This window comes from Sporosarcina cascadiensis (genome assembly GCF_009650995.1).
GTDB lineage: Bacteria > Bacillota > Bacilli > Bacillales_A > Planococcaceae > Sporosarcina > Sporosarcina cascadiensis.
Genome location: NZ_WHVV01000008.1, coordinates 107936 through 132624, shown reverse-complemented (window position 1 = coordinate 132624; position 24689 = coordinate 107936). Strand labels below are relative to the sequence as shown.

Below are 24689 nucleotides of genomic sequence, written 5' to 3'. Positions count from 1 at the left end.
TAAAGTAAAATACTCTTATATAGATGGGGAATTTATATGACAAAAAAAATAGATAAGTTGCTGATTACTCTTAGTATGTCTCTCGTTTTACTCGTAGTAGGTTTCTTATATTTCAAACCAGAGGAATCACAAAGAGTAGCCAATAAGATCTTCGGTTCAATGACTGATTGGTTCGGTTCTGGTACATTGCTATTTACTTTCTTGGGTATTGCATTACTTGCATATGTAGCTATAAGCAAATTCGGTAAGATTCGTTTAGGGAATTCAGTTCCTGAGTATACAAATTTTAAATGGGTTTCTATGATGATTGCGTGTGGTTTAGGATCCGCGACTGTTTATTGGGCATTTATCGAATGGGCGTATTATATTGGCACACCAGGTTTAGGAATAGAGCCGAATTCCCAGCGAGCATTTGAAATGGCTTTACCCTATAATATGTTTCACTGGGGCATCAGCGCATGGACACTATATGCGTTAGTCGGTTTGCCTATCTGTTATCATTTTTATATTCGAAAAAATAAAGGATTAAGCTTAAGCGCTATCGTAAGTGCGATTACAGGTATTAAGCAGAAAGGGATTATCGGAAGAATTGTTGATATCATGTTTATCTTCATTTGCTTTGGTGGTCTCAGTATTACGTTAGGTGTATCAGTGCCTCTAGTTTCAAGTGTATTAAGTTCAGTACTAGGTTTGACACCTTCATTTAAGATGAATTTAATATTAATTTTATTAATATCAGTTGTTTATTCGTTAAGTTCGTATATCGGTCTCCAAAAAGGAATGGCCAGGATTTCTGACTGGACAACTAAATTAGCCATACTATTTTGTATAGGTATCATTATAGTAGGACCAGGGCTATTTATCATTGCAAATAGCACAAATGCGTTAGGACAGATGCTTCAGAACTTTATTCAAATGAGTTTGTTTACTGATCCTATTGGGAAAACAGGATTTCCTCAATCTTGGACAATTTTTTATTGGCTGTATTGGATTACGTATGCACCATTTACTGGAATATTCATCGCGAAAGTTTCCAAAGGCCGCACCATTCGTTCAGTTATTTTGAATACTTTAGTGAGCGGCAGTATCGGTTGCTTTTTCTTTTTCGGTGTAATTGGCAGCCTTTCAATTGATAGACAGCTTAGCGGAGCAGTCGATATGGTGGGGATGCTTGCTGCAGGTAACGATAATGCTGCGATCATTGAAGTTCTTCAGACGCTGCCATTCAGCAGTATTTTTATGATTCTATTTGCTCTAGTATCTGTATTGTTTTTGGCTTCAACATTGGACGGGGCTGCTTTCACAATGGCATCTACAGCGACTCCAGGTCTTCGTGAAAATGAAGAGCCACATCCAATGCATAGGCTTTTCTGGTGTGTCATGTTGGCGATTGTTCCGTTAACTATGATTTTTATAGGAGCCGATCTGAATACAATTAAAACAAGTGCCATAATCACAGGTGTTCCTGTCATCCTTATCATGCTAGTAATGATTTTTGGCTGGATGCGTTGGATGGTAAAAGATTTCGGTGACATGTCAGCAGAGAATATAGCGAATTTCCATACTCGTACTAATGTTGATGCCAGCGAAGTACCTGTTGCAATTGAAGAAGAGGTAGACGAAAAAGAATAAACATAAAGCGACTTGCTAGAAAAGCCATTACTCATATTGTCGAGTGATGGCTTTTTTCTGTTAACTATTCAGTTTCCAATTCTTTTCAGATTGGCTCATTAAAAATATGATATCCTGTACCTATACATAGATTAGCGGTAGTTACATTTCTAAAGGTGATTATTGAGCAAAGCAAACTAACTATTTTAGGTTAACTATTTAGGCTTCTATAGTCAAGAGGTGAAATGGAGATTGTGATCATGAAAACAGTGAAAGAATTTCTGGAAACATACATTTGCAAAGCCGGAGAGTCAATTCAGCAGATTAGCGAAAGCGAATGGGAAATTCAGAAGTGGACAGTGCGCACGTACAAAGTATTGGGTAATGTCTTGGCGGCTGGCGAGTATGATGTTCATCCTCCCAGCGATATTCTAAGATTACAGCTCAAGCCGAATTCCAAGAAAACCTCACTGGCTATTTCAAGCAAATTAATACAAGAAGCTTTGCGTAAAGGCTGGTTAATTCAAGAGATACGATTTAAATCTGATGGCCGAACACCGCACTCTACGGTGTTTCGCATGGGGCCCGGGCTTGAAGAATATGAACGGGTGAAAAAGCTGGAAGCAATGGAGGCGGATGATCTATTGCGCCAAACCTTGCTGCAGGAGATTGAAAAATCAAACATACAGTTTCCCTTGCTGTTCATCCGCCATATCAACGATTTTGTTGTTGATACCAAAGATGAAGAATCCTGGGGAAAAGAAAAAGTCCGGAAGTTTACGGAGTTTTTACTTGCGTATCTTCAGTTAAGGAACCAGCAATCTCAAATGGAGTTTAAAGAAATTGGGGCGACCTATTTTAGGCGGATTGGCGGATCAAAAGTGTTTGATTCGTATCGTGATGATTTTATCCGCAGAATTGAAAAATGGATTGACGCGCCGATCAGTGAAATAGGGATTGTCAGTACAGGTTCTATTGTTCCCATCTTTTTTACGGGAAACTTAACGGGACAGCTTTCGCATTATTCAGCTGGAACTGTCCATGCGACAACCGAAATTGCGGTGATGGATGAAATCTATGTAACGGACGCAGAGGTTGTATGGTTGGTGGAGAATCGTGCGGTGCTGACAAGAATGGCAAGAGAACTTGATTTTTTAGCAGATACCTCCTCACTGATCATCGGAGTGGACGGGCAGGTGCGAGGAGCGCATCGAAAATTAATTCAGCAAATCTGTCGGAATTCATCCATTCAGCAAATTGTGATTTGGGTAGATTATGATGCGGCAGGCAGGATTATAGCCAGAGATTTAGCAGAATTGACCGAAGAGATTTCCGTTCGTTTTATCGGCAATGAAAGAAATGTCTTTACGTCCTATCAAGAATATCTGGAATGGTCTGAAACTGTTCCGGAAGCAGAACAAGAAATGACGTTAGGAGGTCCGGAAGAATGGAGAAAGTGGATCAACAAGTAATTTCCATCTTCAATATGGATGAACATCAGCCTGAGATGACACGGGCGATGCGCGATATTATTTCATTAGCCGGTGTGATGAAGGATTTATCTTCAGAAGCAGTTTTCCAATCGCCATTAGAGATGCTGCGATTTCTACGTATTATTGAATTGATTCATGAAGAAGCATATGGTCTGTCTGAACCGATTGATAGCGCAGATACACTGTATTATCGCTATCAGGCCCGTTATCGTGATGAAGATCCGCCATCTAAAGCGCGTGTAAATCAAGTTGTTACGATTCTCTCGAGCAATAATTGGATCAGTAAACAAACGCATCAAATTAAAATGATGAGTGTTGGGAAACGGATGATGCACTCTCTGACACGGCTTGCTAACGATTCACTCGCTTATTATTTAGAGGATGATATCGGCCGTTCATTGTTTCAGGCCAGGAGAGATGCCGAGATCAGCGAAGCCTATGATGATAAAGGGATTTCGGGAGGAAATGTCATTGCCAGTATGATCCGTAACGTGAAAGATGCCAATGAAACGTTGAAGGAACGCGAATTGGAACTGTTGGCTGATCGAAATGCGCTGCCACAACTCGAAGTAATCCATACGTTGATGGCAGATTTAGAACGCAAGTTGCACGAACGATTTAATGAGTTTCAAACAATTGAGGATAGTTTGGTACTCAGTAATTTAATGCAAAGCGGTGCAGGTGTACTTGCGGAAGGGACAAGCTTATCTCTTGGCATGATTAATAAGTATCTGCAGTTTATGAATGTTCAGCAAACACCTCTCAAAACCGTGATTTCTCCTGAAAAAGTTCGGACATTTATTAGCAAAATGTTTCATCCTCCTCTGGAATCTGAAATCCCGAATGCACATCAGCTCTTTAGCTTTATGGATCAAGGACAGTATGATGGAGAGGATCTTGACGGCATTTGGATGCCAGTAAAATATGCAAGTCCTCTATCCCATACTGATATTGAAAGCGGAATCGAATTTCTGGAGAACTATGAACCTGTGGTTGCAGAAATGGAAGCACCGCACCATATAGAATTCAGACAGGAAACGCTGGAAGTTCAATCGATTGATGATTTAGTGGATGAAGCGAGCTGGCTGCGGACGAAGGCGAGCATTGATACAGAAAAGATTGAGGAATATTTGGAACGAAAAAGTAAAGCAGAAATAGAAGAAACGATTATTGAAACAAGTTCATCAGAATGGGGGGACGCGATTCGTCAGCTTCTCGGAATTGCGGCACTGGAAGCGAATAAAAGAATTCAGATAGAGCCGAAAGAAGACGTGAGGGAAATAGAGAAAGAGTGGGAGTGGATTCAAGATGACGACCGAAAATTCAGCATTCGAAAACGACAATAGTGAAGATTTCTCGTTAAATAGTCTGCAATCACTGCGCAGTGTGTTAACGAACCGGGAAGAACAGACATTTATGTCCATTCTCTTTTCTTCAAGCGCTACCATCCGTGCAAATAACTTTGGATTGTCGCGCAAAGAAGTGGAAAAATTGCTTGGTGTAAGTAAAGAAGATGCGTATTTTCATTCGTTTTTATCTCGTGTCAATCAGGCTGTCGGACGGTATTACCGGTTGATCTATGATGAAGAACGTGATCAGGTCGTCGTCATGCTGCGCGTCCCCGCCCGGTCTGCGCGTCATACATTATCGGAAGAAGCACTTGCCGTCCTGCTGTTCATGTTTTATCAGCAGGAAGTATTGAAACATGAGTATACCTTGCTGACCCAGCTGCTCGAAGCATTCGGTCATGAGATGAAGAAAGGCAGCCGGCGTATACAACTGGCAATCGATACGCTGCGAAAAATAGGCGCGCTTGAAATTCATGTTGGTTCGGATACAGAGGATGCCTACCGCCTGACAGCCATTGGAGTGAATATGTTTTCAGATTCATTTTTACACCGAATGGTCGAATTTAGCCACTCCAGTCAGCTGTCAAAAGAAGACGTCATGAAGTTTTTCAATCGCTATAATCTGTATGAAAAGGAGGGATTCCTGTGATCCCTTGGCGATTACAATTTTCAGGTATTCGTGATTATGATGCGGAAGAAATGATTTTGGAACATGCCGATGAACATATTTTGATTACTGGACCTAACGGCGCGGGAAAGTCGACGATTTCTTTTTGCATGGGAGCAGTCCTGCGTTCCAGTAAAGTGGACATTGAAGGATTGAAGTCTCAAAATCTTCCAGAAGATGAAACATGGAGAGCGGCGATTCATTTTTTATTTAAGAATGAAGGACAGTCCCGCATCGACGGGCCGCTATTCATCGAGTTCCGCCTGCTGTGCGAGCAGCCTCCGAAACAGCCGATTAAATTGCGTTATGAAATCCATGACGGCGATAATCTGGATGAGCTGGAACTGCGTCAAACCTATCGTTCTGGAGATGCCAATAAAAATAATTTAAGTGCCTATAAAAGAGAGCTGCAATTCAAATATAAAATTCATCCAGATCTGTACTATTTAATCTGGTATCAGCAAGAAGTAAACCAATTTTCCGTTATGGCGCCGGAAGAGCGATTCCGCATCTTCAGCGAAATGCATGGCATCGACAGGATCCAGAAAGACTGGGAGACGAGTCTGGAAATCGTGAAAGAGGCACGTGAAGCGTATGTAATTGCGACCAACCAGCAAAAGCAGCATGATTTTAATTTATCTGTTGCAAGGAATAATAAAATTCGCTTTGAAGATAACCGAAAACGTCTTACCGATAATGGAATTCAGTATGCGCGGACAACCTATGGGCTTCAATTGCTTGCAGAGAATGGCCGCGAAGAAGTCGAAGAATATATGGAAGCGCGTAAATTGGATTTAGATGATGCAGAAGAACAGGCCCGTCAATTAACAGCTGAACTGGAGCTTCAAAAAGCAGCAGAAGAGAAAATGAAAGCAAGACAGCTGGAGATAAAACAGTCACTTGAACAATCGGAAGTTCAAGTAAAGGTAAAAGAAAAAGATGTAGATGAAGTGGAAAGTGAAGTCAATACTTTACAAGAGGAATTGAGTGCACTTCAAAACGAATATTCGAAGCTGCCTTATCCCGAAACAGAGACAAGGAATAGACTGGCGGCGGCTGCTGAACAAGTCGATCTCTTAGGAAAACAAGAAGAGACGCTGAAACTGAAGGCTGAAAAAGCGGAGATTTCCATTGAAGAATATCAACAAAAACAATCACATGTCCAAGCAGCCATTGACCAGTGGGAAAGGAACAGCCGCTTTCATTCGGAAATGATGAATCGTTATTTATCCAGCTACCAATTAGAAAAAGATATTGCCGATTTAGATCATTCATTGGAAACCAGAAAAAATTTACTGGAAAAGAAGCGGGTTACTTGTTCTGCATGGAAAAATGAATTGGCTATGCTGGAGAAGAATCAAATTGAATCCTCACGTCAGCGGGAAGCTATTCTTTATTTAAAAGAACAGCAAATCAAAGCCTATCCATTACGTGCTTTTATTAAGTTAATGGATCATACACCGATTGAGAATGAAAGCCTTTTTGATGCCATTAAATATACTATATTTTATGACGCTTCAAATTGCCGGCCTTTCAACGACTTGTATCATGTTTCGTTAAAGAAACTTATTCCCGATAGAAGTATCACGGAGTTGCCCGGTATGGGTTTGCAAATGCAGGAAGGGCTTTCCCAGCAGGAACAGAATCATGCCGCTCGTGTTCTTTGGTGGATAGAACGGTTTTTCACAGAAGAACAGCCAGCTATTCAAAAAGGAAGGTTGGTTGATAGGCAAGGTGTGAGAGGACCGCAAGAACAAAATACGTTTATATTGAGTAAACAGGCTTTAGAGGAACGAAGAAGATTTCTTGTTCAGGAAATTGAAAAGTTACAGAAAGAAATTGAGTTGCTCACACTGCAAGTCTCTGAGGACAATGAAATCTATCGCGTTTGGAATGCCGATGTACAAAAGGTAAGGGAAGCGGAGGCTTTTCTTTCTTCAAAAGCAGAGCAACAGTATCGCGTAGAACAGCTTGTCCAATTGAAGACGGAGCAGCTTCAATTAAAAGTAGAGAAAAAAGAATATGAAACGGAATCGCAGGAGATTTGGAAAGAGAAAAGTCAGGAAGAGAAAACAGCTGCTGCTTTGCAAGACTATTTGAAGGTATATGAAAAATTCAGCAGGCACTCTGAAAAAATTGAACGCCTGCAGCAACAGCAATTGTTCATGAAACAACTGAAACAAGAGCTCAGTTCGCTGCGCCGGTATATAGATAAGCAGCAAGATGAATTGGATGATATTCAAGATCTCTTACGTAAACAGCAGCGAGATATTATGGATGCAGCGGATCAACAGGAAGTTAATCAGCGGATGATCATACAAATTAGGAATCAGCTATCTGAAAAACAGGATGAACGAATTGCTCTGTCTAAAGATGAAGCAGCACAAAAAGAAATAGTAAACGATCTTCGGGAGCTTGTCCCTCAATTGGTAGAGCAGGCTTTGCTGGAACCGCCAGCAGTACAATCAAGACAAGATCTATTGATACGACAGAATCAGGCGATGGTCGGATTTGAAAATGCTCGTAACGAAGAGAATATTGACTCCAATGCGGTTGAAAACTTTTATACACTTGAGCAGGAAGTTAAACGTAAAGAAGAAGAGCTTCATTCGGCAAAGAATTTGCTGGAAGAAAACGAAGAGCGGGCAATCCAAAATGAACGCCGTTTGGAAACTGCTATTGAAATGCAAGTTCAAAAAATCAATTTGCTCTTTCAGCAGTATATGGGTGAATTTCAGTTTGAAGGCCTAATCAAATTTGAAAAACTTATGGATAAGAAAAATCGGCCCATCTTCAAATTGTTTATTTATGTGCGGAAAGAAGGCCATCGAGGGAAATTCGAAGATGTCAGCTTGAAAGCACGAGGTGGACGTGTGGGTAAAGGGGTTTCAGGCGGCGAAGAGTCGCTGAGTTCTCTATTATTTGCGCTGTCACTGCTTCAGAATCTGGAAAATCAGTCGGGCTTTATTGTGCTCGATGAGTTCGACAGTGCGTTGGATGAAAGCCGTAAAGCAACAGTCTTTCAGTTGTACGCCAGTAAATTGCAGAGAAAATTGATTATTCTCTCTCCAAAAGCACATGATACGGACTACTACAACCAATTTTCCAAGGCGTTTATCATTTCCCATGATCCGAAAGAAATGAAGAGTAAGGTAAGGGGAATCCAAATTGGAATAAAAGATTAAACGTAAACTAACAGCCGCTTATTCTGATGGTCAGAACTAAGCGGCTGTTTTTTATTTTCTTTTATTGGAAGTTTGGTCTTTATCGTGATTAGTTTTATTATTCTTATTTTTCACTTTTGCATCAAACTCTGCAGAAAACTCTTCCTGAAAATTATCGTTCGGGTTATTATTATTGCTGTTGCTGGCATCTTTACTTTTGTTTTGATAAGTATCAAATGGATTGTGGGTTCTTTCATTCATCGTTTGTTTATTGTTTTTATTACTCATGATGAAACACCTCCTGCAACTTACTATGGCCGCTAATTCATATTTTATTCTATTCTGCGGCTTGTGAGTTCTTCCATTATCTGAAGAATGGTATGATAGCGTGAATCAATAACAAAATATAGGGTCTGCACCAAAATCTGTTCTTGATAACTTATCATGTATGTGTTGCCAAAATCATGCTGCAGTTTAAACCCGCTTCGGCGCTGGGGGATTGCCTTACGCTATGAGCCAGCTGGCAAAGAACGTGCCAGTTGTCTCATAGCAACGGCCTACCCCGCAGTTGCGCCTTCGCTGATTTGGGGAAAGTATAACATGTTGCTTTTTTGCAGAGTGTGGATTTAGTTGGTGGTGTTCCCGTTTCTCGACTTTGCAAATGCATTCAACACAAGAATCTAAGCCTTTGCAGAATGCTAAGTATTGCATGAAACACCACACCTTACGTAATAAACTCAAATAGCATGCTCATGACTGCTATTCATATAAAAATTCCTGAAAAACCAGCCAGTGTACCGGAGTGAAAGCCGTCATGAAGAACGGCTTTTGCGAGTAAAAGCGCAGCGTTAGGAGCACTGGTTTTAGGCGACTCTGTGAGGATCAGCCCGACAGGTGAGCCAACTTGCGACCAAGTTGGCTCACCGCGGGCCCGCAAGACACGCGTCCGCCTGGAACGCAGGGGAACGGTTTCTCTCTACTTACCTTTACCTCCAAACTGCTTTCTATGCACAATATTAAGCACATGTTATGGCGATGAGACCTATTTTAAAATGAAGAGGGTGAATTTTTGCAGAAACGAGATAACGCCATACGGCTGCTGATTGTCAGTATGTTATTTCTATTGCTGGCTGCATGTTCAAATAAAGAACAAGAAGATCAGGCTGAGAGAACGCTGGCTGAGGTTCAGGAGTTGGCCGGGCACGGACAAATTCCGGACGAGCGATGGTTTGCGGGCATCACAAAATTTCAGGAAGTAAACGAAAGCTTAGGTGATCCAGACCGAAAAGATAGGGCAGGCGACGGGACGTATGCAGTATATGAAGATCATGATGCAGCAATTGGAATGACGGAGAATAACCGGGTGTTTGACCTGCGTTCATCTGCGCCTGAGTTGCAAAAGATTACCCGTGCAGAGACTGAAAAAATAGTGGGAGTTCCAGCTGAAATTCGTCATGTGGACGAGCAGGATATCCTTGTATATGAACTGAATGAGGAGTTCCAAATGAAATTTGTATTTTTGTCTTCGGATGAGACAGCAACAATAGATCACCTGTCTGTTGTCCATAAACCGAGTGCTGAGATTCAGAAGGATGTGCTTGGCATGTCTATGGAAGAAAAACTGGGACAGCTTATAATAATGGGTGTCGAAGGAGCTGAGCTGGATTCAGCGGCAAAAGCTTTTATAGCAGAACAGCATGTAGGCGGCGTCATCTTATTTAAGCGAAATTTTATCGACATCGTACAATCAGTGAATTTAATCAATGAAATGAAACAGGCGAATAAAAGCAGCAAAGCCCCTTTATTGATTGGTGTGGACGAGGAAGGCGGACGCGTTACCAGGCTGCCAGAAGAATTAGTGAAGAATCCTTCAAATCGGCAGATCGGCAACCTGGCAGATGGGGATGTTGCATTCCAGATAGGAGAACTGCTCGGTGAGAAGCTCGATTCATTTGGCATCAATATGGATTTTGCGCCCGTGCTTGATGTGGACAGCAATCCGAAAAATCCTGTAATCGGGGACAGATCATATGGACCCGACGCTCAGCTAGCAGGCGAAATGGGTGTGCAGCAGATACAAGGCATGAAATCAAAGTATGTGGTGCCGGTCATCAAACACTTTCCTGGCCATGGTGATACCAGCGTAGATTCGCATATTGATCTGCCGGTTATCCCTCACAGTGCAGAAAGGCTGCAGAAAGTGGAACTCAGGCCATTTAAAGAAGCAATTGAAAGTGGTGCAGATGCTGTAATGGTCGGCCATTTGATAGTGAATGCGTATGACCGGGAGACGCCGGCATCGTTTTCTAAGGCAGTGATCACTGAATTGCTGCGCGAACAATTGCATTTTGACGGTGTGGTGATTACAGATGATCTGATTATGGGAGCGATTGAAAATTATTATCCCATTGGTGATGCAGCAGTCAAATCCATTCAGGCCGGTGGAGATATCCTGCTTATTGGACACGGCTATACGCCTGTTAAGGATGTGCTGGCTTCGTTAAAAGCGGCGGTGTCGTCAGGTGAACTTCCGGAAAAGCGAATAAATCAGAGTGTGGAACGAATTCTCACATTGAAACAAATATATGAGCTGAATGATGAATTACATCAGGAAGTAGATGTTGATGGGCTCAATGAGCAGATAGAAGAACTGCTCATGAAAATGAAAGTGAAGTGACCATGCGGTTGGTCAAATTTTTTTCCACTAGGCTTCAAAACACTTTTGAAGAATTTCACAGCTCCCATCCTCTTGTAATTTTCTGCTCAACGGGCATGCTACTTGTGAGGAATGACGAGGAGGATGATTGGATGAGCATGAGCGAAGAGGTAAAAGAGCTGAAGGCATTTCGCTGTGACGACCGTTGCGTACTGTCCGTTTACTTGAATACGAATCCTGCCGATCCGGATCAGCAGCAGGCAGCCTGGAGAATTCATTTGAAGTCGGGACTGAAACGGCTGGATGAATATATCGTTGCCTCAAATGATGAAAAAGAGCTGACTGCCTATCGCTTGGTGAAGGACAAAGTGATGAAAGAAATTGAGCACAATCAAAACGAACTGGCGAAGGGTGCTGTTATTTTTGCGGCGGCTGAACCTGAAATCTGGTCTGTTCACTATGTTCAGGTGGCAGTCAAGACAAGTTTTCATTGGGAAAATCATCCGGTTACAAAGGAATTGGAGTCTATGCTACAAGCATACCCGGAAGCCGGAATTATACTCCCTGGGTACAGCGATGTTCGCATCTTGGACACTGCGATGGGAAGGGTCCGCGATGAAACAGTGTATGAATTTGATTCAGGACTGGATGTCTGGAAAGAGCAAAAAGGTGTAAAGTCTTCGATTCAGCGTGGCGTCGGCGGGCATACCGACGAGTTTGACCAGCGACTGAAAGAGAACCTGGACCGATTTTATAAGCAAATGGGTTCTGTCGTAGGGAAAATGAAGAAAAAGCGCGGCTGGAAGGAAATCCATGTAGCCGGCGAGGCGGAATTGGCTAAAAGTTTTTCTTCGGTGCTTTCCGAGAAACCTGAAAGCTGTCAGCATAAGAACTTCGGTAAAATGAAGAACGATCAAATCATCCAAAAAGTATTTGAAATTCGTTAACCTCAACGCACACTGCTTATTGTCAGCAGTGTGTTTTTTGATGGAAAAGAGGAATATCTATGTAATTCTAGAATACTATAGAATGATATTCAAAGGGGGAGAAATGATGGGGCGAGGCAGAAAAATTACGTTATGGACAGTAAGTATTTTGTCTGTAATTGCTGTCGCTTTGGCGATATTTGCAAACGCTTACATAATGAAATCAAAGCCGGTGACCGCCGGCGAGCAGAAAGTTTCCATACTGGAAAGTGATGTGATCATCACAAGGGATGAGAAGGGAGTGCCGCATATCAAGGCGCAGTCCGATGAAGATCTGTATAAAGCGCAGGGCTATGTGCAAGCGCAGGACCGCTTATTCCAAATGGATTTAGCGCGCAGACAGGCGAGTGGACGTTTGGCGGAAGTAATCGGCGGGGCAGCGGTGGATACGGATAAACTGTTCCGGACATTCAGTCTGCGCACGGCAGCCGAAGCTTCTTATGACGGCTACAGCGATGAGGCGAAAGATGTGCTGAACTGGTATGCACAGGGCGTCAACGCGTTCATTGATGAAGTAAAAGACAACGGTAAGCTGTCATATGAGTTCAAGCTTCTTGGCTATGAGCCGGAAAAATGGACGCCTCAGGATTCATTGACCATCGGAAAATATATGGCCTATGATCTGGGCGGCAGATGGCAGCCGCAGGCATTCCGCCACTGGGCACTCAATGCCTATCCGGAAGACAAAGCCAAGGAATTATTCATCACCTATCCGGAAAACGCAGAATCGATTATGACGGCGAATAAAGAAAACAAGGTCGAAGTGGCGGGGAAATTTCTGCCTGAGTATTCACCACCTGAATTTAACGGAAGTAATAACTGGGTGGTATCCGGAGAGAAGACAGCTTCCGGCATGCCGCTCCTCGCTGATGACCCACATCTCGGGCTGAGCACGCCTTCGATCTGGTATCAGATGCATCTGCAGTCGCCTGAACAAAATGTCGGCGGAGTCATTTTTGCAGGCATTCCGGGAATTATTTTAGGGCATAATGAAGAAATTGCCTGGGGTGTCACAAACGTTGGTCCGGATGTGCAGGATCTTTATATTGAAATACCTCATCCGAGTGAAAAAGGGAAATTCCGCTATGACGGCGAGTGGGAAGAAGCGGAAATCCGTGACGAGACGATTAAAGTGAAAGACGGCGAGGATGTGCCGTATGAAGTGATCGTCACAAGGCATGGCCCGATTATTTCAGATGTAATGTATAAGGATGAAGATCCTGAAGCATTATTTTCGATGCAGTGGACGGCGCTTGAACCGACTACTGAACTCGAAGCCATTATGAAGATGAATAAAGCGGCGGACTGGGACAGTTTTGAAACGGCGCTTGAAAATTTCCATGCGCCGGCACAGAACTTTGTGTTCGCATCCAAGGACGGAACAATTGCCTATAAGGCAAACGGACGGATTCCGATCAGAAAGCAAGGAGACGCACAGCTGGCGGTACCGGGAGATTCATCGGACTACGGCTGGGAAAGCTATATTCCGTATGACGAACTGCCGCGTGTCGTCAATCCGGATGAAGGCTTCATCGCAACCGCGAATAATGAAGTCATCGACGAGAAATATCCGTATCATATTACGAAGTTCTGGGCACAGCCGTATCGTTTTGAACGGATTGCGGAAGTTCTCAGGGAACGCGATGATTTCACAGCAGAAGACATGATGAAATTGCAAATGGATCAGAAAAATCTTCAGGCTGAGGAATTCCTGGATGATCTGCTTGGTTCAGTAGAAAAATTAGATAAGAACGAAGAATACAGTAAGACAATACAGACGATGAAAGACTGGGATCAGTATGATTCGCCAGACAGCGGTGCGCCGCTTGTTTTCCATAAATGGATCAGGCAGCTGCAGAGCGATATGTTTAAGGAAGAAATGCCGAAAGATGTCTATGAACTGATGCCGGGTAAGGCGCAGCTGGTCGATCAGCTGCTTCGTACTGGATACAGCGGCAAGAAGAGCGTCTGGCTGGATGAAAAGGAAGGCATCGATCAGTGGGTGTATTCTTCATTCGTCAATTCAATGAAGGATATGGAAGACAGCTTTGGTTCTAATCAGGTGAAGTGGAAATGGGGCGACTTCCACCAGCTGACATTCCCGCATCCGCTGGCAAGCGCTTCGCCTATTTTCGAGAAATTTTTCAATCCGAAAAAGCAGGCGATCGGCGGATCGAATATTACGGTCCAGGCTTCCGCGTTTAAAGATGACGGATCCGTTAATCACGGGGCTTCCTGGCGGTTCGTTGCCGATTTAAATGATTTGTCGAAAACCTACCATATTGTAGGGCCGGGACAGAGCGGACATATGAAATCCAAATGGTTCCACGACCAGGCAGAAGACTGGGCACGCGGTGATTTCCATGAGACTGTCCTGACCGACGAAGTGGAAAACGGCAGAATGCTGACCTTGAAAGCAACAGGGAATAAGTAATCGGAACAGACAGCTGCGGCTGTCTGTTTTTTTACATGCTCAGCCAACTGGCGTGGTATACTAAAAGACATCAAATTGGTACAAAACTATCGGAGGAATTATCCAATGAAACATCTAGCAGGCGGCATTCAATGGACAGTTTTCCTCATTGCCTCATCGATTGCCGCACCTATCGCAATTGCACACGTATTCGGGATGGATCCCGTTGCGACATCACTCTTTATGCAGCGGACGATTTTCGTACTCGGCGTAGCCTGTCTGATACAGGCGTTCTTCGGCCACCGCATGCCGATCAATGAAGGACCCGCCGGATTATGGTGGGGAATTTATGTAGTATACGCAGGCATGGTCGGCATATTTTATTCCACCGCTGCAGATGCACTGCAGGCATTGCAGAGTGGCATGCTGTACAGCGGTATTCTCTTTATTATTTTGGCAGCGACCGGTGTCATCACGAAAATGAAGGCGCTATTCACCCCGGCCATCACTTTTACGTATTTATTGCTGCTGATTTTGCAGTTGAGCGGAACTTTCATTACCGGAATGATCGGTGTGGAAAATGCAGGAGATTATCTGGATCCTGCCGTTTTGGGCGGGAGCCTGCTGGTATTGCTGGTTACATTTGCGGCAATGGCCAATAAACGCCCGTCTGTGTCCAAATATGCCGTGCTGATATCGATTGGACTCGGCTGGGGGATTTTCCTGCTGCTCGGCAAAACGCCTGCAGTCGCCAAAGTGTCTGATCAATTTATTCAGCTGCCCAAGATGTTTGTTTACGGCCCGCCGGTTTGGGACAGCGGTGTGCTGGTGACCGCTATTTTCATTACATTTTTATTAGTGGCCAATATGCTGGCTTCGATTCGAGTGATGGAACATTTATTGAAGCATTCTTTCCAAATTACACCGCCTGACCGATTGCGGCAGGGGGCCTTTGCGTCAGGTGTAAACCATCTTATTGCCGGTTTGTTTTCAGCGATCGGGTCGGTGCCGATATCGGGTTCTGCCGGATTTGTCGGCACGACGAGGATGCCTTCCATAAAGCCATTTATGATAGGAAGCACATTTTTAGTGCTTATCACTCTTTTCCCGAGTGTCATGGCTGTATTTGCCGCACTTCCCGCGCCGGTTGCCTATGCGGTGACATTCGCGATTTTCACCAAGATGGTATCTATGGCGTTCAATGAACTGGATGCAGATCCCGAAAAAGAACGCGCACGCCAGGCTGTTGCATTCGGCTTAATGGTCGGAGTCGGGACAATGTTCGTGCCGGCAGAAAGTTTATCGCAGCTTCCCGCCATTGTTGCTTCTACGCTATCCAATGGCTTGATTACCGGTACTATTCTGGCAATACTAATTGAACAGTTCATGATATACCGGAGCAGGAAACGAGCGAGTAACTAGCCTGGGAATCGGTTCTGCATGTGCCGCATCGAGTAGTGCCGTGTCACGTTGTACCGCGCCAAAAACATCCTGCGCCGCACCAAAAAGCAGGGCGTCCGAACGTAACTGAGCAGGCGACGAACCATTTCCATATCGCACCAAACCGTTAATTGAACGAACCAAAACAGTCGTTCACCGCACCTTTCCCAACATTCGCTAATCAGAACAAAGTAAAGCTGCCCGAAAGCCGTATATCACTGACTTTCGGGCAGCCTACAGTCATTCACTTCAGGCGTTTTACCTGGCTGTTCTTTTCTTTTTCTATGATCTGCCGGGTGAGCATCTCGTTGATTTCATTATAAGACGGCCCTGATTCCGCATTCAGCCGTTTCACTTCCTCGATATCGGTACCTGCCACCGTGTACTTTTTCTTTTCCATTTTACTCACTCCTTTTTTTCACTGATGCACGATAGGCTTCTTTAATTGCGTCCCGATAATCTTTGCCGGTCGCATATTCACGGGCCCGCATCTTTTCTGCAATATTTGCTTCGAACTCTAAACCCATTTCCTCACTTCGCTGATTCTTATGAAATAATTCACGCACTTGGTTATTCATCGCTGATTCCTCCTTCATGCATGTAATATGGCTTATTCTGTATAAAAAATGTATATCAATAGAGTTTTCATTGAAAGAAGGAGGATTCGCCGTCGAAATGTCGAATAAAGGTAAAGTAGTGAAATTATTCTGAATTGAGAGAGAGGGAAAGTGGATGAGTAAAAAAGTGTTGATTCTCGGCGGAGATGCCGTAGAAGCGCTGGAGATTTTCTATCCGTATTATCGCTGTTTAGAAGAAGGATTTGAGACTGCGATTGCCTCACCGTCTGTGAAAAAGTTGTACACGGTCACACATGACTTTATTGATGGGATGGAGACATATGTGGAAAAACCGGCATATGGTCTGGATTCACATATTGCTTTTGCAGATGTGAATCCCGCTGATTACGATGGACTCATTATCCCGGGCGGTCGGGCACCGGAGTATATTCGTCTGGATGAATCGCTGCCGGGAATTGTACGTCACTTCTTCGAAGAAAACAAGCCGGTGGCAGCAGTCTGTCACGCTGCACAGGTTTTATCCGTCATCCCGGACCTGATGAAAGGCAGAGAGTACACAGCATACATCGCTTGCAAGCCGGATGTCACTGCAACAGGTGCTACTTATATCGAAAAAGATCTTCACACAGAAGGCAATCTAGTGTCAGGTCACGCATGGCCAGATTTGCCAGGCTTGATGCGAGAGTTCATGAAAATGATGAATAAGTAATTTACAAAAGACGCAAATCCCTATGCAGAAGGGCTTTGCGTCTTTTTTGTATAGAATGTATAAAGGAAAGCTGCTTACTATTTAGATAAATCTGGTATTATAATAGCATATAAAACAGGGGGAATGTATAAAGTGAGACCAAAATTAGATGAAAAATTAAAAGTAAATGAATTTCGAGATTTTTATTGGTTGAAAGAGGAATTACAAATTTTTTGCAGGGAATCTGGTATGAGTGCAGCTGGATCTAAAATTGAGATTACGGACAGAATTGCTATATTTCTTGAAACAGGAAAAATACAAAAGCCAATAAGGAAAAGAAGCTCCTCCTCGCAAAAAATAAAACTGGAAGACTTAAGTTTAGATACGGTCATTACAGAAAATCATCGTTGTAGTCAGGCAGTTAGGGCTTTCTTTAAATCAGTCATTCCAACATTTCATTTCTCCACATATATTCAAAATTATTTTAAGGAGAATGCAGGGAGCACATATCGCGATGTTGTTGCAGCATGGCTTGAGGAGGAAGAAAGGAAAAAAGATCCATCCTATAAAAGACAAATCGGTTCACAATTTGAATACAATCAATTTACAAGAGACTATTTTTCGGATCCGGAAAATAAGGGGAAAAACAGAGAAGATGCAATTGAAGCTTGGAATATTATAAAAGCATTACCTGGTAGCAATAAATACAAAGGATAATCGTAAAAGCTGTCCCTCATGCGGGAAGAGTCCCAGCTGCACAATAAATTCATGCTGTTAAACACCAACCATAAATAAAAACATGAACAGCAGAATGAAAAATGGAATCATTAGCGCTAACAGTATACCGACAATAATCATAATCGTTCCAAAACCTCGCCATGCGGAAAACTGATGGACCACACCGATCGACTTTGAAACGATTACCGTACTGAATACACCGAGACCAATCATCAGCAGATTTGAAAACAGGGTCACGCCGAACGGCACCGGACCCGAAAACGGCGTAGTACTCGAATCAATAAATAAATCCTTTCCGTAGATCGCAAGCATCAGAAAATTAAAAGGAAATATCCAGATCATTGGGATGGAGCCAAGCAGCGTCACTGTCGCCATGTCTTTAAAGTTTCCGCTCCCGCCAAGCCATTTGCCTACCCACGTGTAAAGCCCGGCATTGATGAACCAGCCGATGACTCCGCCGGTAAAAGAAAAAATTATGCCAATCATGACAATTGCAATGAGCGGCAGTCCCAATAGAAACCCTGAGTTCTCAAAAACCGTTAATCCCAAGCTCAGTGAGGTCAAAGCTAAAATAAAAACGCTGTAGCTCCATGTTTTATGTTCCAATACATATTCAATTGTCCGTTTCGGCTGTGTCCAAATGGTCAGTAATGGATTCAAAAATTATCAGGCTCCTTTCACTTCCTCTTTACATCCTATACGTTTCCCCGCATCCATATGTTTCATTTTGCTTCCTTCAATCCTGAATCAGTTAAATCTTATGCAGATTTGCTATACTTTTTCTATCTGTTATTCAAGGAGGACAAATTCATGACAACTTTATTTTCACCTTTTACAATTCGGGGAGTAGAGTTCAAAAATCGTATCGCTATGTCGCCGATGTGTATGTATTCTTCGCATAATCAAGACGGAAAAGTAGAAGACTGGCATAAAACTCATTATCCAACACGTGCGGTGGGCCAAGTCGGACTGATTATCGTCGAGGCGACAGCGGTTCAGCCGCAGGGCAGAATTTCAAATGAAGACCTCGGCATCTGGTCAGATAATCATATTGAAGGGCTGGCGGAAATTGTCCGCTTAATGAAACAGCATGGTTCACGTACGGGTATTCAGCTGGCGCATGCCGGCAGAAAAGCGACGGTAGACGGGTCAATCTACGCACCAAGTGCGATTGCATTCAGCGGGGAATATAAGACGCCGGCTGAGATGACAATTGAAGATATTAAAGTAACGATCGAAGCTTTTAAGGCGGCTGCTGTACGATCTAAGCAGGCAGGCTTCGAAGTAATTGAAATTCACGCGGCACATGGTTATCTGATCAATGAGTTTTTATCGCCGCTTTCTAATAAGCGGACTGATGAATACGGCGGCTCTGCAGAAAATCGCTATCGGCTATTACGACAAGTGATTGACGCCGTACGTTCGGTATGGGAAGGACCGCTGTTCGTCCGTATTTCTGCAGAGGATTATACGGAGGGCGGCATGGATACAGCGCAATACGTGGAAATGGCACGCTGGATGAAAGAGCAGGGCGTGGATTTAATCGATGTCAGCTCAGGTGCGGTTGTCCCGGCAAAAATTAATGCATTTCCGGGTTACCAAGTGCCTTACGCAGAACAAGTCCGCAAAGAAGCGGATATTCCCACTGGAGCGGTTGGACTGATCACTTCTGCGGTGCAGGCGGAAGAAATTCTGCAAAATGGCAGAGCGGATATCGTTTTGCTTGCGCGGGAATTGCTTCGTGATCCTTATTGGCCGTACACTGCCGCGAAGGAACTGGGAGTTGAAATCGAGCCGCCTGTTCAATACAGCCGCGGCTGGACGTTCTCTTAAGCTTTCTGTTTGTAAAACACCATCTCCGCACGAATTTCTTTATCGAGATGCAATACTGCAAATGAATAGTGGGGCAGTTTGCGTTTATCGGTGGGGGAGCCGGGGTTGATGATCAGTGTCTGATCCATATAACGAAGCATGGGAATATGGGAGTGCCCGAATACAAGCACATCGAGCGGCACCCCATCGAATGCTTCAATTGCACGTCTTTCAGTTGTCTTTTTCTCTCCGTGTCCATGCACAATCCCAATACGAAAACCTTCCGCTTCAATCACTTGCCGAAGCGGAAATTTCTCTTTCATTTTGTTGTCATCCACATTTCCGGTTACTCCCTGTACTTCTGCAAATTCTGACAGCATTTCGCAGACTTCTATCGTTTTCCAGTCTCCTGTATGTAAAATTAAATCAGCTGTTTCGCATTCCTGAACGAGCCGCGGCGGCAGTTCTTTTCCTCTTCCAGGAATATGCGTATCGCCTGTAATGACAATTTTCATTAGAATCCGCTCCTTTAGATTTGCTGTCTATATCATTGCCTTTCTTAGTGAATAGCAAACAAACCCGGCGGACATACTACTGGTGAATTGGAGGGAATATAATGGAGGAAATCACATTTACAGACGCCGTGCTGCAGGATTACAAAATGGGCATGGGCATGATGATGGAGAAGGTACCGAGCTTGGTGAAATCGTTCAATGCGTTTTCGGAAGTCGGTTTTGAGGAAGGCGAAATCAGTCAGAAACATAAGCATCTAATCGCATTGGCTGTCAGTGTATATGCTCACAGCGAATACTGTATCGTCTACCATACGAAAGGCTGTGTTGACGCAGGATGTACAGAAGTGGAAATTTTAGAAGCAGTAGGCGTGGCGGCTGCTCTGGGCGGCGGCAGTGCATTGAGCCAGGCAGTGACACTGGTCATGCAGACAGTCGACGAATTGACGGAAGACCCGAATCCTATCCAATAATATGCCTGCACCTTATCGAATAAACTCGGTAAGGTGTTATTTTTCGGTCGATACATTGTAATGCGATGTACATCGTGCTAGTATGTATAAAAAGAGGTGAATAGAATGGATCAGGAAATGATGAAAGGCAGTATCGACTTGATTTTATTATCACTGATTTCGCAGCGTGATTTATATGGCTATGAGATTGTCAAAGTTTTAAAAGAGTTAAGCAACGACACGTACGAAATGAGTGAAGGTACACTATATGCTGCTCTTAAGCGACTGGAAAAAAAGAGCTGGGTGGAGTCGTACTGGAAGGAAACGGATAGCGGCCGGAGGAAATACTACCGGCTGACTGATGAAGGCGGTTTGGCACTGGAGAACAAGCAGGAAAACTGGGAGTGGATGAACGCACTTGTCCGCAAAAGTTCGGATGGTCTGACATGAGTGAAGTATTTGAGCGTTTTGTCAAGGGCATCGTCAGGCAGACGGACAGTAATCAGGAAGAACGCAATGATTTGAGCGAAGAATTGCTCAGTCATCTGCAATGTGCGTTTGAAGACCTGCATAATCAAGGGTATTCGAAAGAGGAGGCGGTTCAGATGGCTATGTTGAATTTTGGCGACGACAAAGAAGTAGGAAAACAGCTGCAGCAGGCGATGTATCCATACCGAAGGGAAATGATGCTGATTCTTTCAAGTGCCTCATTGATTTTTGCGTACAGTGTATATGCACTGCAATTATTTACCCGCGGCGACGCTCATATGATCTGGTTGCTATTAGCCGTAATAGTAAGTGCATTCATTTTAACTGTCACACTGCGTCCAGTTCAATCGATGAATCGCCGCCTGTGGATGAATGGGCTGCTGCTCAGTCATATAGCGGTATTTGCTGCAGGCAGTCTGCTGGCTGCGGATTTAGATTTAAGTTATTCCGCCGTACTGAGTATATTCTCGTACGCCATTGTGCTGCTTTCTATTATTTTAGTTTACCGTACGACTATTTATGATTTTCCTTCATCCAAACAGTCGCTGCAAAAACATGCGAAGTGGATTCATTTTATTAATATCACCATAGGAATTATTCTGACTTTTATTACATTATTCTTTGTTTGGGCAATCATGCTGTTCGCTGGAGAAATGAATGCTGTATTCTTGGTGATTCTGATACCGCTTATATTTTGGGGGATTTTCTATATGGTCCAGCTGAAGCTCTTAGCTTTGAAGCTGAAAGCACCCGCTTATGCTGTGGCGTTTTTTGAAATACTGCTGGTTGGGGCAGCTGCAGGTATTTGGCTGTTCAGAACATTTGGGCTTACGGGAATGTGAAGGGGGAAACTATATGAAAAAATCGCTGGTAGTCTTATTAAGTTTTATAGCGTTCCTGACGTTTGCATTCATTATTCTCGGGTTGATGTTCGACAAGGATGACAATGAAAAGCAGGCAGGATTGACGGATGTATATGATGTATCTGCAAACGGGGATATTGCTTATATAACATATGAAAAAGGGGTTGCGAATTTATTTGTCAGCAACGAAGAAAAGCCTCTTGTACAATTGCCGGTTGAAGATGCGATTACTGATACTGTATTTTCCAGTGACGGCAAAATGCTGGCCTACACGGTGGCGGAAAAAGAGCTTGAAACGAGTGAAGAAACAGAAGTGCATATTTATGATTTGGAAAAAGAGGAAGATAAAATGGTCTTTTCCTCAGATTCTCTGATTACGGAATTGGTGTTTGATCCGAAGACTCCGGATGTACTGTTTTATTTGCAGGCGGGTATCGTGACGAATTATTCGCCGGTCGCTTCGGAAAGACCTCATGAATTTGATGTATACAGTTATCATTTAACAGAGAAAAAACAGACGAAACATACGGATATGAAGAAATACAGTATGATGTCTCTGCAGGTATCGGCAGAAAAAAATTCTGTATTTGTACAGATGGATGATGATGAGCATGCGGAAACGGCAGATGATATATTTTCTTCGAGTCAGCGAATTTTTGAAATTCCACTGAATAATCCAGATGAAAAGTCGATAATCAGCAGTCCGGTACAGGCAGACGATATTTACGATTTTGTCATTATCCCGGAAAGTCAGGAAATTGTTTATCAGGCAGTCGGGGGGACAGATGAAAACGGGACCTATGAATATGAACTGTTCACTTTTAATTGGAGAACGTATAAGACGGAACAGCTGACGGCATTAAAAGAATCCTCATCGAATCCAAAACTTGGGGCGGATGATAAAATCTATTTTATGGTAGACCGCGGCTTTGGTCAGCGTACATCTGACTACCATTTATATAGAATTGACAGAGACGGGAAAAGTCCAACTGAAGTGAAACTTAATGCTATAGACTAGATGGGAGATCAGCGGTTCTTTTCCAACTGAATGACCCGATACGCTCTATGAACTTGCAGCCTGATATGTTTCATTACCAGAAAGTTAGGGTATTCATAGTACAGTATAGTAAGTCGAAGGGGGATAAACCGTTGATCCAGACATCAAATGCTTTATTGACGAAAGAAGATTTTTCAGAGCGCAAAGATTTGCCGGAGTGGCTGCTGCAGGAATATCAGACATTCCATGATATTGTGACTGATAAAACATTTCCCTGCTATTTCGGTATGAGCGGGGAATTAAAGGGCGAATTACGATATGCCTATATCTCTCAGGACGATTGGTCTGATCTTCCTGAAGCATTGGAAGCTTTTTTGGCCTTATTTGATAACCCTAAACATAAGCGGCACGGGCTGTTTGTATTTGTTGAGCCGTTTGAAACCGAAGGATCGCTGGAAGAGTACCGTCAGCAGTTTTGGGATATTCTTCAATATTTACATACAGAAGATAAAGTGGAGTGGCCTGCCGACGCACCGCGCGATCCAGATCATCACTTATGGGATTTCCGTTTTCATGGAGAGCCGATTTTTGCCTTCGGAAATGCACCTGCCTACAAGCAGAGGAAAACGCGCGATCTCGGCAACGGCATGGTCATTGGATTTCAGCCGCGAAAAATATTCAAAGGTTTAGAAGGTACAGAGAAAGGCGGCATCAACTCGCGGGAAAAAGTTCGGGAGCGGGTAGAAGTCTGGGATAATCTGCCGAAGCATCCGGATATCAGTCACTTTGGAGATCCGTCACACAATGAATGGAAACAATTTTTCATCGGCGATGACTGCGAACCCCTAACAGGGAAATGCCCGTTCAGCCATAAAGAAATGTAAACAAGCGATACCTCAAAGGGTATCGCTTGTTTACTGAAAATACATATTCAGTGCTTGCTGCAAGGTGCCCCATGTCTGTGTCTGTGAATCGAAGACAACGCCTAGTGCGATAATATTTCGCACAACCTCGGGCTTAAGTCCAGTGATGATCGCGTGACAACCCATCATTTTCGCCCCTTCAATCATCTTCAGAAACTGATCAACTACTTCTGTATCCATTTCTGCTATACCTGATAAATCGATAATCAGCGTTTGGATTTGCCTTTTGGAGATCTCCGTCAAAACCCGTTCTTCCATAATTTTAGCGCGGAAATAGTCCAAGGTTCCAATTAACGGCAGAATACTCACTACCGGCGTAATGGGAATAATCGGGACCGATAAATTTTCAACCAAATTGCGCTGTTCGCGAAGCAGGGCATCTTTATATGTAGAATAATTAATGAAAAATTCATTTAAAAAGAGATCGATCCGATTATTGACTTGTTCTTCTAATTCAAAAAAGTCATAGTTCTTGATGTTATATTCTTTTATCATCCGCTGAATGAAGATCCACAAAGTCCGGCGAATTGCTTGCACCCATTCAAGTTTTAGATCAAGAGTCAATGAAAAAGTCGACCAGGCAATACCTTCCTGTTTGGCAAATTTGTATAAATTCTCTTCTTCACCCCAAATAACATACGTAACGAGTTTATGTGCATTATTTATCAAATCGATATTACCGATTTGCAGAATCTCTTTGACTTTATCCTTTACGTTGACAGCCTGTTTGAAAAGCTCCTGCTCAAAGGCTTCTTTATGCTGTGCTAAAAATTCTTCTGCTGTATGTTGATTAAAAGAGCTGTTTACCATTATGTTCACCTCAGAATATACTTTAGATACGTGCATGTGTTTACCCTT

Annotated in this window: 23 protein-coding genes; 17 read left to right on the top strand and 6 right to left on the bottom strand. The window is 43.4% G+C overall.

Translation table 11 applies throughout. The features are described from left to right. The first annotated feature begins 36 nt into the window (after positions 1–36). From GDZ68_RS10295 to GDZ68_RS10275, 5 genes are all read left to right on the top strand, one after another. Positions 37–1632, top strand: coding sequence for a BCCT family transporter (locus GDZ68_RS10295; protein ID WP_153722212.1), 1596 nt, complete (start codon positions 37–39; stop codon positions 1630–1632). A gap of 239 nt (positions 1633–1871) precedes the next feature. After that, the gene (locus GDZ68_RS10290) at positions 1872–3083 is read left to right on the top strand and encodes a DUF2399 domain-containing protein (RefSeq protein WP_194841125.1); all 1212 of its coding nucleotides are present in this window, start codon (positions 1872–1874) and stop codon (positions 3081–3083) included. Beyond that, the gene (locus tag GDZ68_RS10285) at positions 3059–4450 is read left to right on the top strand and encodes a hypothetical protein (RefSeq protein WP_153722210.1); all 1392 of its coding nucleotides are present in this window, start codon (positions 3059–3061) and stop codon (positions 4448–4450) included. The genes GDZ68_RS10290 and GDZ68_RS10285 overlap by 25 nt, the downstream gene beginning before the upstream one ends. Beyond that, positions 4413–5102: a hypothetical protein gene (locus GDZ68_RS10280; RefSeq protein ID WP_153722209.1), complete on the top strand. Its 690-nt coding sequence runs from the start codon at positions 4413–4415 to the stop codon at positions 5100–5102. Before GDZ68_RS10285 ends, GDZ68_RS10280 begins: the two co-directional genes overlap by 38 nt. After that, positions 5099–8305 carry a chromosome segregation protein SMC gene (locus GDZ68_RS10275; RefSeq protein WP_153722208.1) on the top strand — a complete coding sequence of 1069 codons (3207 nt, stop codon included), beginning with the start codon at positions 5099–5101 and terminating at the stop codon, positions 8303–8305. The genes GDZ68_RS10280 and GDZ68_RS10275 overlap by 4 nt, the downstream gene beginning before the upstream one ends. Positions 8306–8356: 51 nt before the next feature. Here GDZ68_RS10275 and GDZ68_RS10270 read toward each other — a convergent pair whose 3' ends face one another. Beyond that, positions 8357–8572 carry a hypothetical protein gene (locus GDZ68_RS10270; RefSeq protein WP_153722207.1) on the bottom strand — a complete coding sequence of 72 codons (216 nt, stop codon included), beginning with the start codon at positions 8570–8572 and terminating at the stop codon, positions 8357–8359. 781 nt (positions 8573–9353) lie between these two features. Here GDZ68_RS10270 and nagZ point away from each other — a divergent pair. The 4 genes from nagZ (at position 9354) to GDZ68_RS10250 (ending at position 15761) form a co-directional block, all read left to right on the top strand. Further along, positions 9354–10961, top strand: a complete 1608-nt coding sequence (gene nagZ / locus GDZ68_RS10265) for a beta-N-acetylhexosaminidase (RefSeq protein WP_153722206.1) — start codon at positions 9354–9356, stop codon at positions 10959–10961. A gap of 131 nt (positions 10962–11092) precedes the next feature. Then, entirely contained in the window at positions 11093–11887 is a 795-nt protein-coding gene (locus GDZ68_RS10260) for a VLRF1 family aeRF1-type release factor (RefSeq protein WP_153722205.1), read from the top strand. Positions 11888–11993: 106 nt separating this feature from the next. After that, positions 11994–14360 (top strand): penicillin acylase family protein, encoded by a 2367-nt coding sequence (locus tag GDZ68_RS10255; RefSeq protein WP_153722204.1) that lies wholly within the window; start codon positions 11994–11996, stop codon positions 14358–14360. 105 nt (positions 14361–14465) lie between these two features. After that, positions 14466–15761, top strand: a complete 1296-nt coding sequence (locus tag GDZ68_RS10250) for a purine/pyrimidine permease (protein WP_153722203.1) — start codon at positions 14466–14468, stop codon at positions 15759–15761. 262 nt (positions 15762–16023) lie between these two features. On the opposite strand, the gene GDZ68_RS18090 is transcribed toward GDZ68_RS10250, so the two are convergent. After that, positions 16024–16179 (bottom strand): hypothetical protein, encoded by a 156-nt coding sequence (locus GDZ68_RS18090; RefSeq protein ID WP_194841089.1) that lies wholly within the window; start codon positions 16177–16179, stop codon positions 16024–16026. Position 16180: 1 nt separating this feature from the next. Continuing rightward, positions 16181–16357: a hypothetical protein gene (locus GDZ68_RS10245; RefSeq protein ID WP_153722202.1), complete on the bottom strand. Its 177-nt coding sequence runs from the start codon at positions 16355–16357 to the stop codon at positions 16181–16183. Between the two features lie 154 nt (positions 16358–16511). Between GDZ68_RS10245 and GDZ68_RS10240 the strand changes: the two genes are divergently transcribed. Together GDZ68_RS10240 and GDZ68_RS10235 are read left to right on the top strand one after the other, a co-directional pair. Next, positions 16512–17066: a DJ-1/PfpI family protein gene (locus GDZ68_RS10240; RefSeq protein ID WP_153722201.1), complete on the top strand. Its 555-nt coding sequence runs from the start codon at positions 16512–16514 to the stop codon at positions 17064–17066. A gap of 132 nt (positions 17067–17198) precedes the next feature. After that, the gene (locus tag GDZ68_RS10235) at positions 17199–17762 is read left to right on the top strand and encodes a DUF6434 domain-containing protein (RefSeq protein ID WP_153722200.1); all 564 of its coding nucleotides are present in this window, start codon (positions 17199–17201) and stop codon (positions 17760–17762) included. A 57-nt stretch (positions 17763–17819) separates the two neighbouring features. Here the strand turns inward: GDZ68_RS10235 and GDZ68_RS10230 are convergent, their stop codons facing one another. Then, positions 17820–18443: a YIP1 family protein gene (locus GDZ68_RS10230; protein WP_153722199.1), complete on the bottom strand. Its 624-nt coding sequence runs from the start codon at positions 18441–18443 to the stop codon at positions 17820–17822. A 150-nt stretch (positions 18444–18593) separates the two neighbouring features. Between GDZ68_RS10230 and namA the strand changes: the two genes are divergently transcribed. Continuing rightward, on the top strand, positions 18594–19616 hold the full coding sequence (gene namA / locus GDZ68_RS10225) for an NADPH dehydrogenase NamA (protein WP_153722198.1): 1023 nt from the start codon (positions 18594–18596) through the stop codon (positions 19614–19616). On the opposite strand, the gene GDZ68_RS10220 is transcribed toward namA, so the two are convergent. Next, entirely contained in the window at positions 19613–20110 is a 498-nt protein-coding gene (locus GDZ68_RS10220) for a metallophosphoesterase family protein (RefSeq protein WP_153722197.1), read from the bottom strand. The genes namA and GDZ68_RS10220 overlap by 4 nt on opposite strands. Positions 20111–20211: 101 nt before the next feature. Between GDZ68_RS10220 and GDZ68_RS10215 the strand changes: the two genes are divergently transcribed. The 5 genes from GDZ68_RS10215 to GDZ68_RS10195 all read left to right on the top strand — a co-directional run bounded on the left by GDZ68_RS10215 (position 20212) and on the right by GDZ68_RS10195 (position 23792). Continuing rightward, complete coding sequence (locus tag GDZ68_RS10215) at positions 20212–20580, top strand: carboxymuconolactone decarboxylase family protein (protein WP_153722196.1); 369 nt, start codon at positions 20212–20214, stop codon at positions 20578–20580. Between the two features lie 105 nt (positions 20581–20685). Next, entirely contained in the window at positions 20686–21009 is a 324-nt protein-coding gene (locus tag GDZ68_RS10210; protein WP_153722195.1) for a PadR family transcriptional regulator, read from the top strand. After that, positions 21006–21890, top strand: coding sequence for a permease prefix domain 1-containing protein (locus tag GDZ68_RS10205; protein WP_153722194.1), 885 nt, complete (start codon positions 21006–21008; stop codon positions 21888–21890). Before GDZ68_RS10210 ends, GDZ68_RS10205 begins: the two co-directional genes overlap by 4 nt. A 13-nt stretch (positions 21891–21903) precedes the next feature. Then, on the top strand, positions 21904–22929 hold the full coding sequence (locus tag GDZ68_RS10200) for a hypothetical protein (RefSeq protein WP_153722193.1): 1026 nt from the start codon (positions 21904–21906) through the stop codon (positions 22927–22929). A 131-nt stretch (positions 22930–23060) separates the two neighbouring features. Beyond that, positions 23061–23792, top strand: a complete 732-nt coding sequence (locus GDZ68_RS10195; RefSeq protein ID WP_153722192.1) for a YqcI/YcgG family protein — start codon at positions 23061–23063, stop codon at positions 23790–23792. A gap of 30 nt (positions 23793–23822) precedes the next feature. Here the strand turns inward: GDZ68_RS10195 and GDZ68_RS10190 are convergent, their stop codons facing one another. Beyond that, the gene (locus GDZ68_RS10190) at positions 23823–24641 is read right to left on the bottom strand and encodes an STAS domain-containing protein (RefSeq protein WP_153722191.1); all 819 of its coding nucleotides are present in this window, start codon (positions 24639–24641) and stop codon (positions 23823–23825) included. Positions 24642–24689 lie beyond the last annotated feature (48 nt).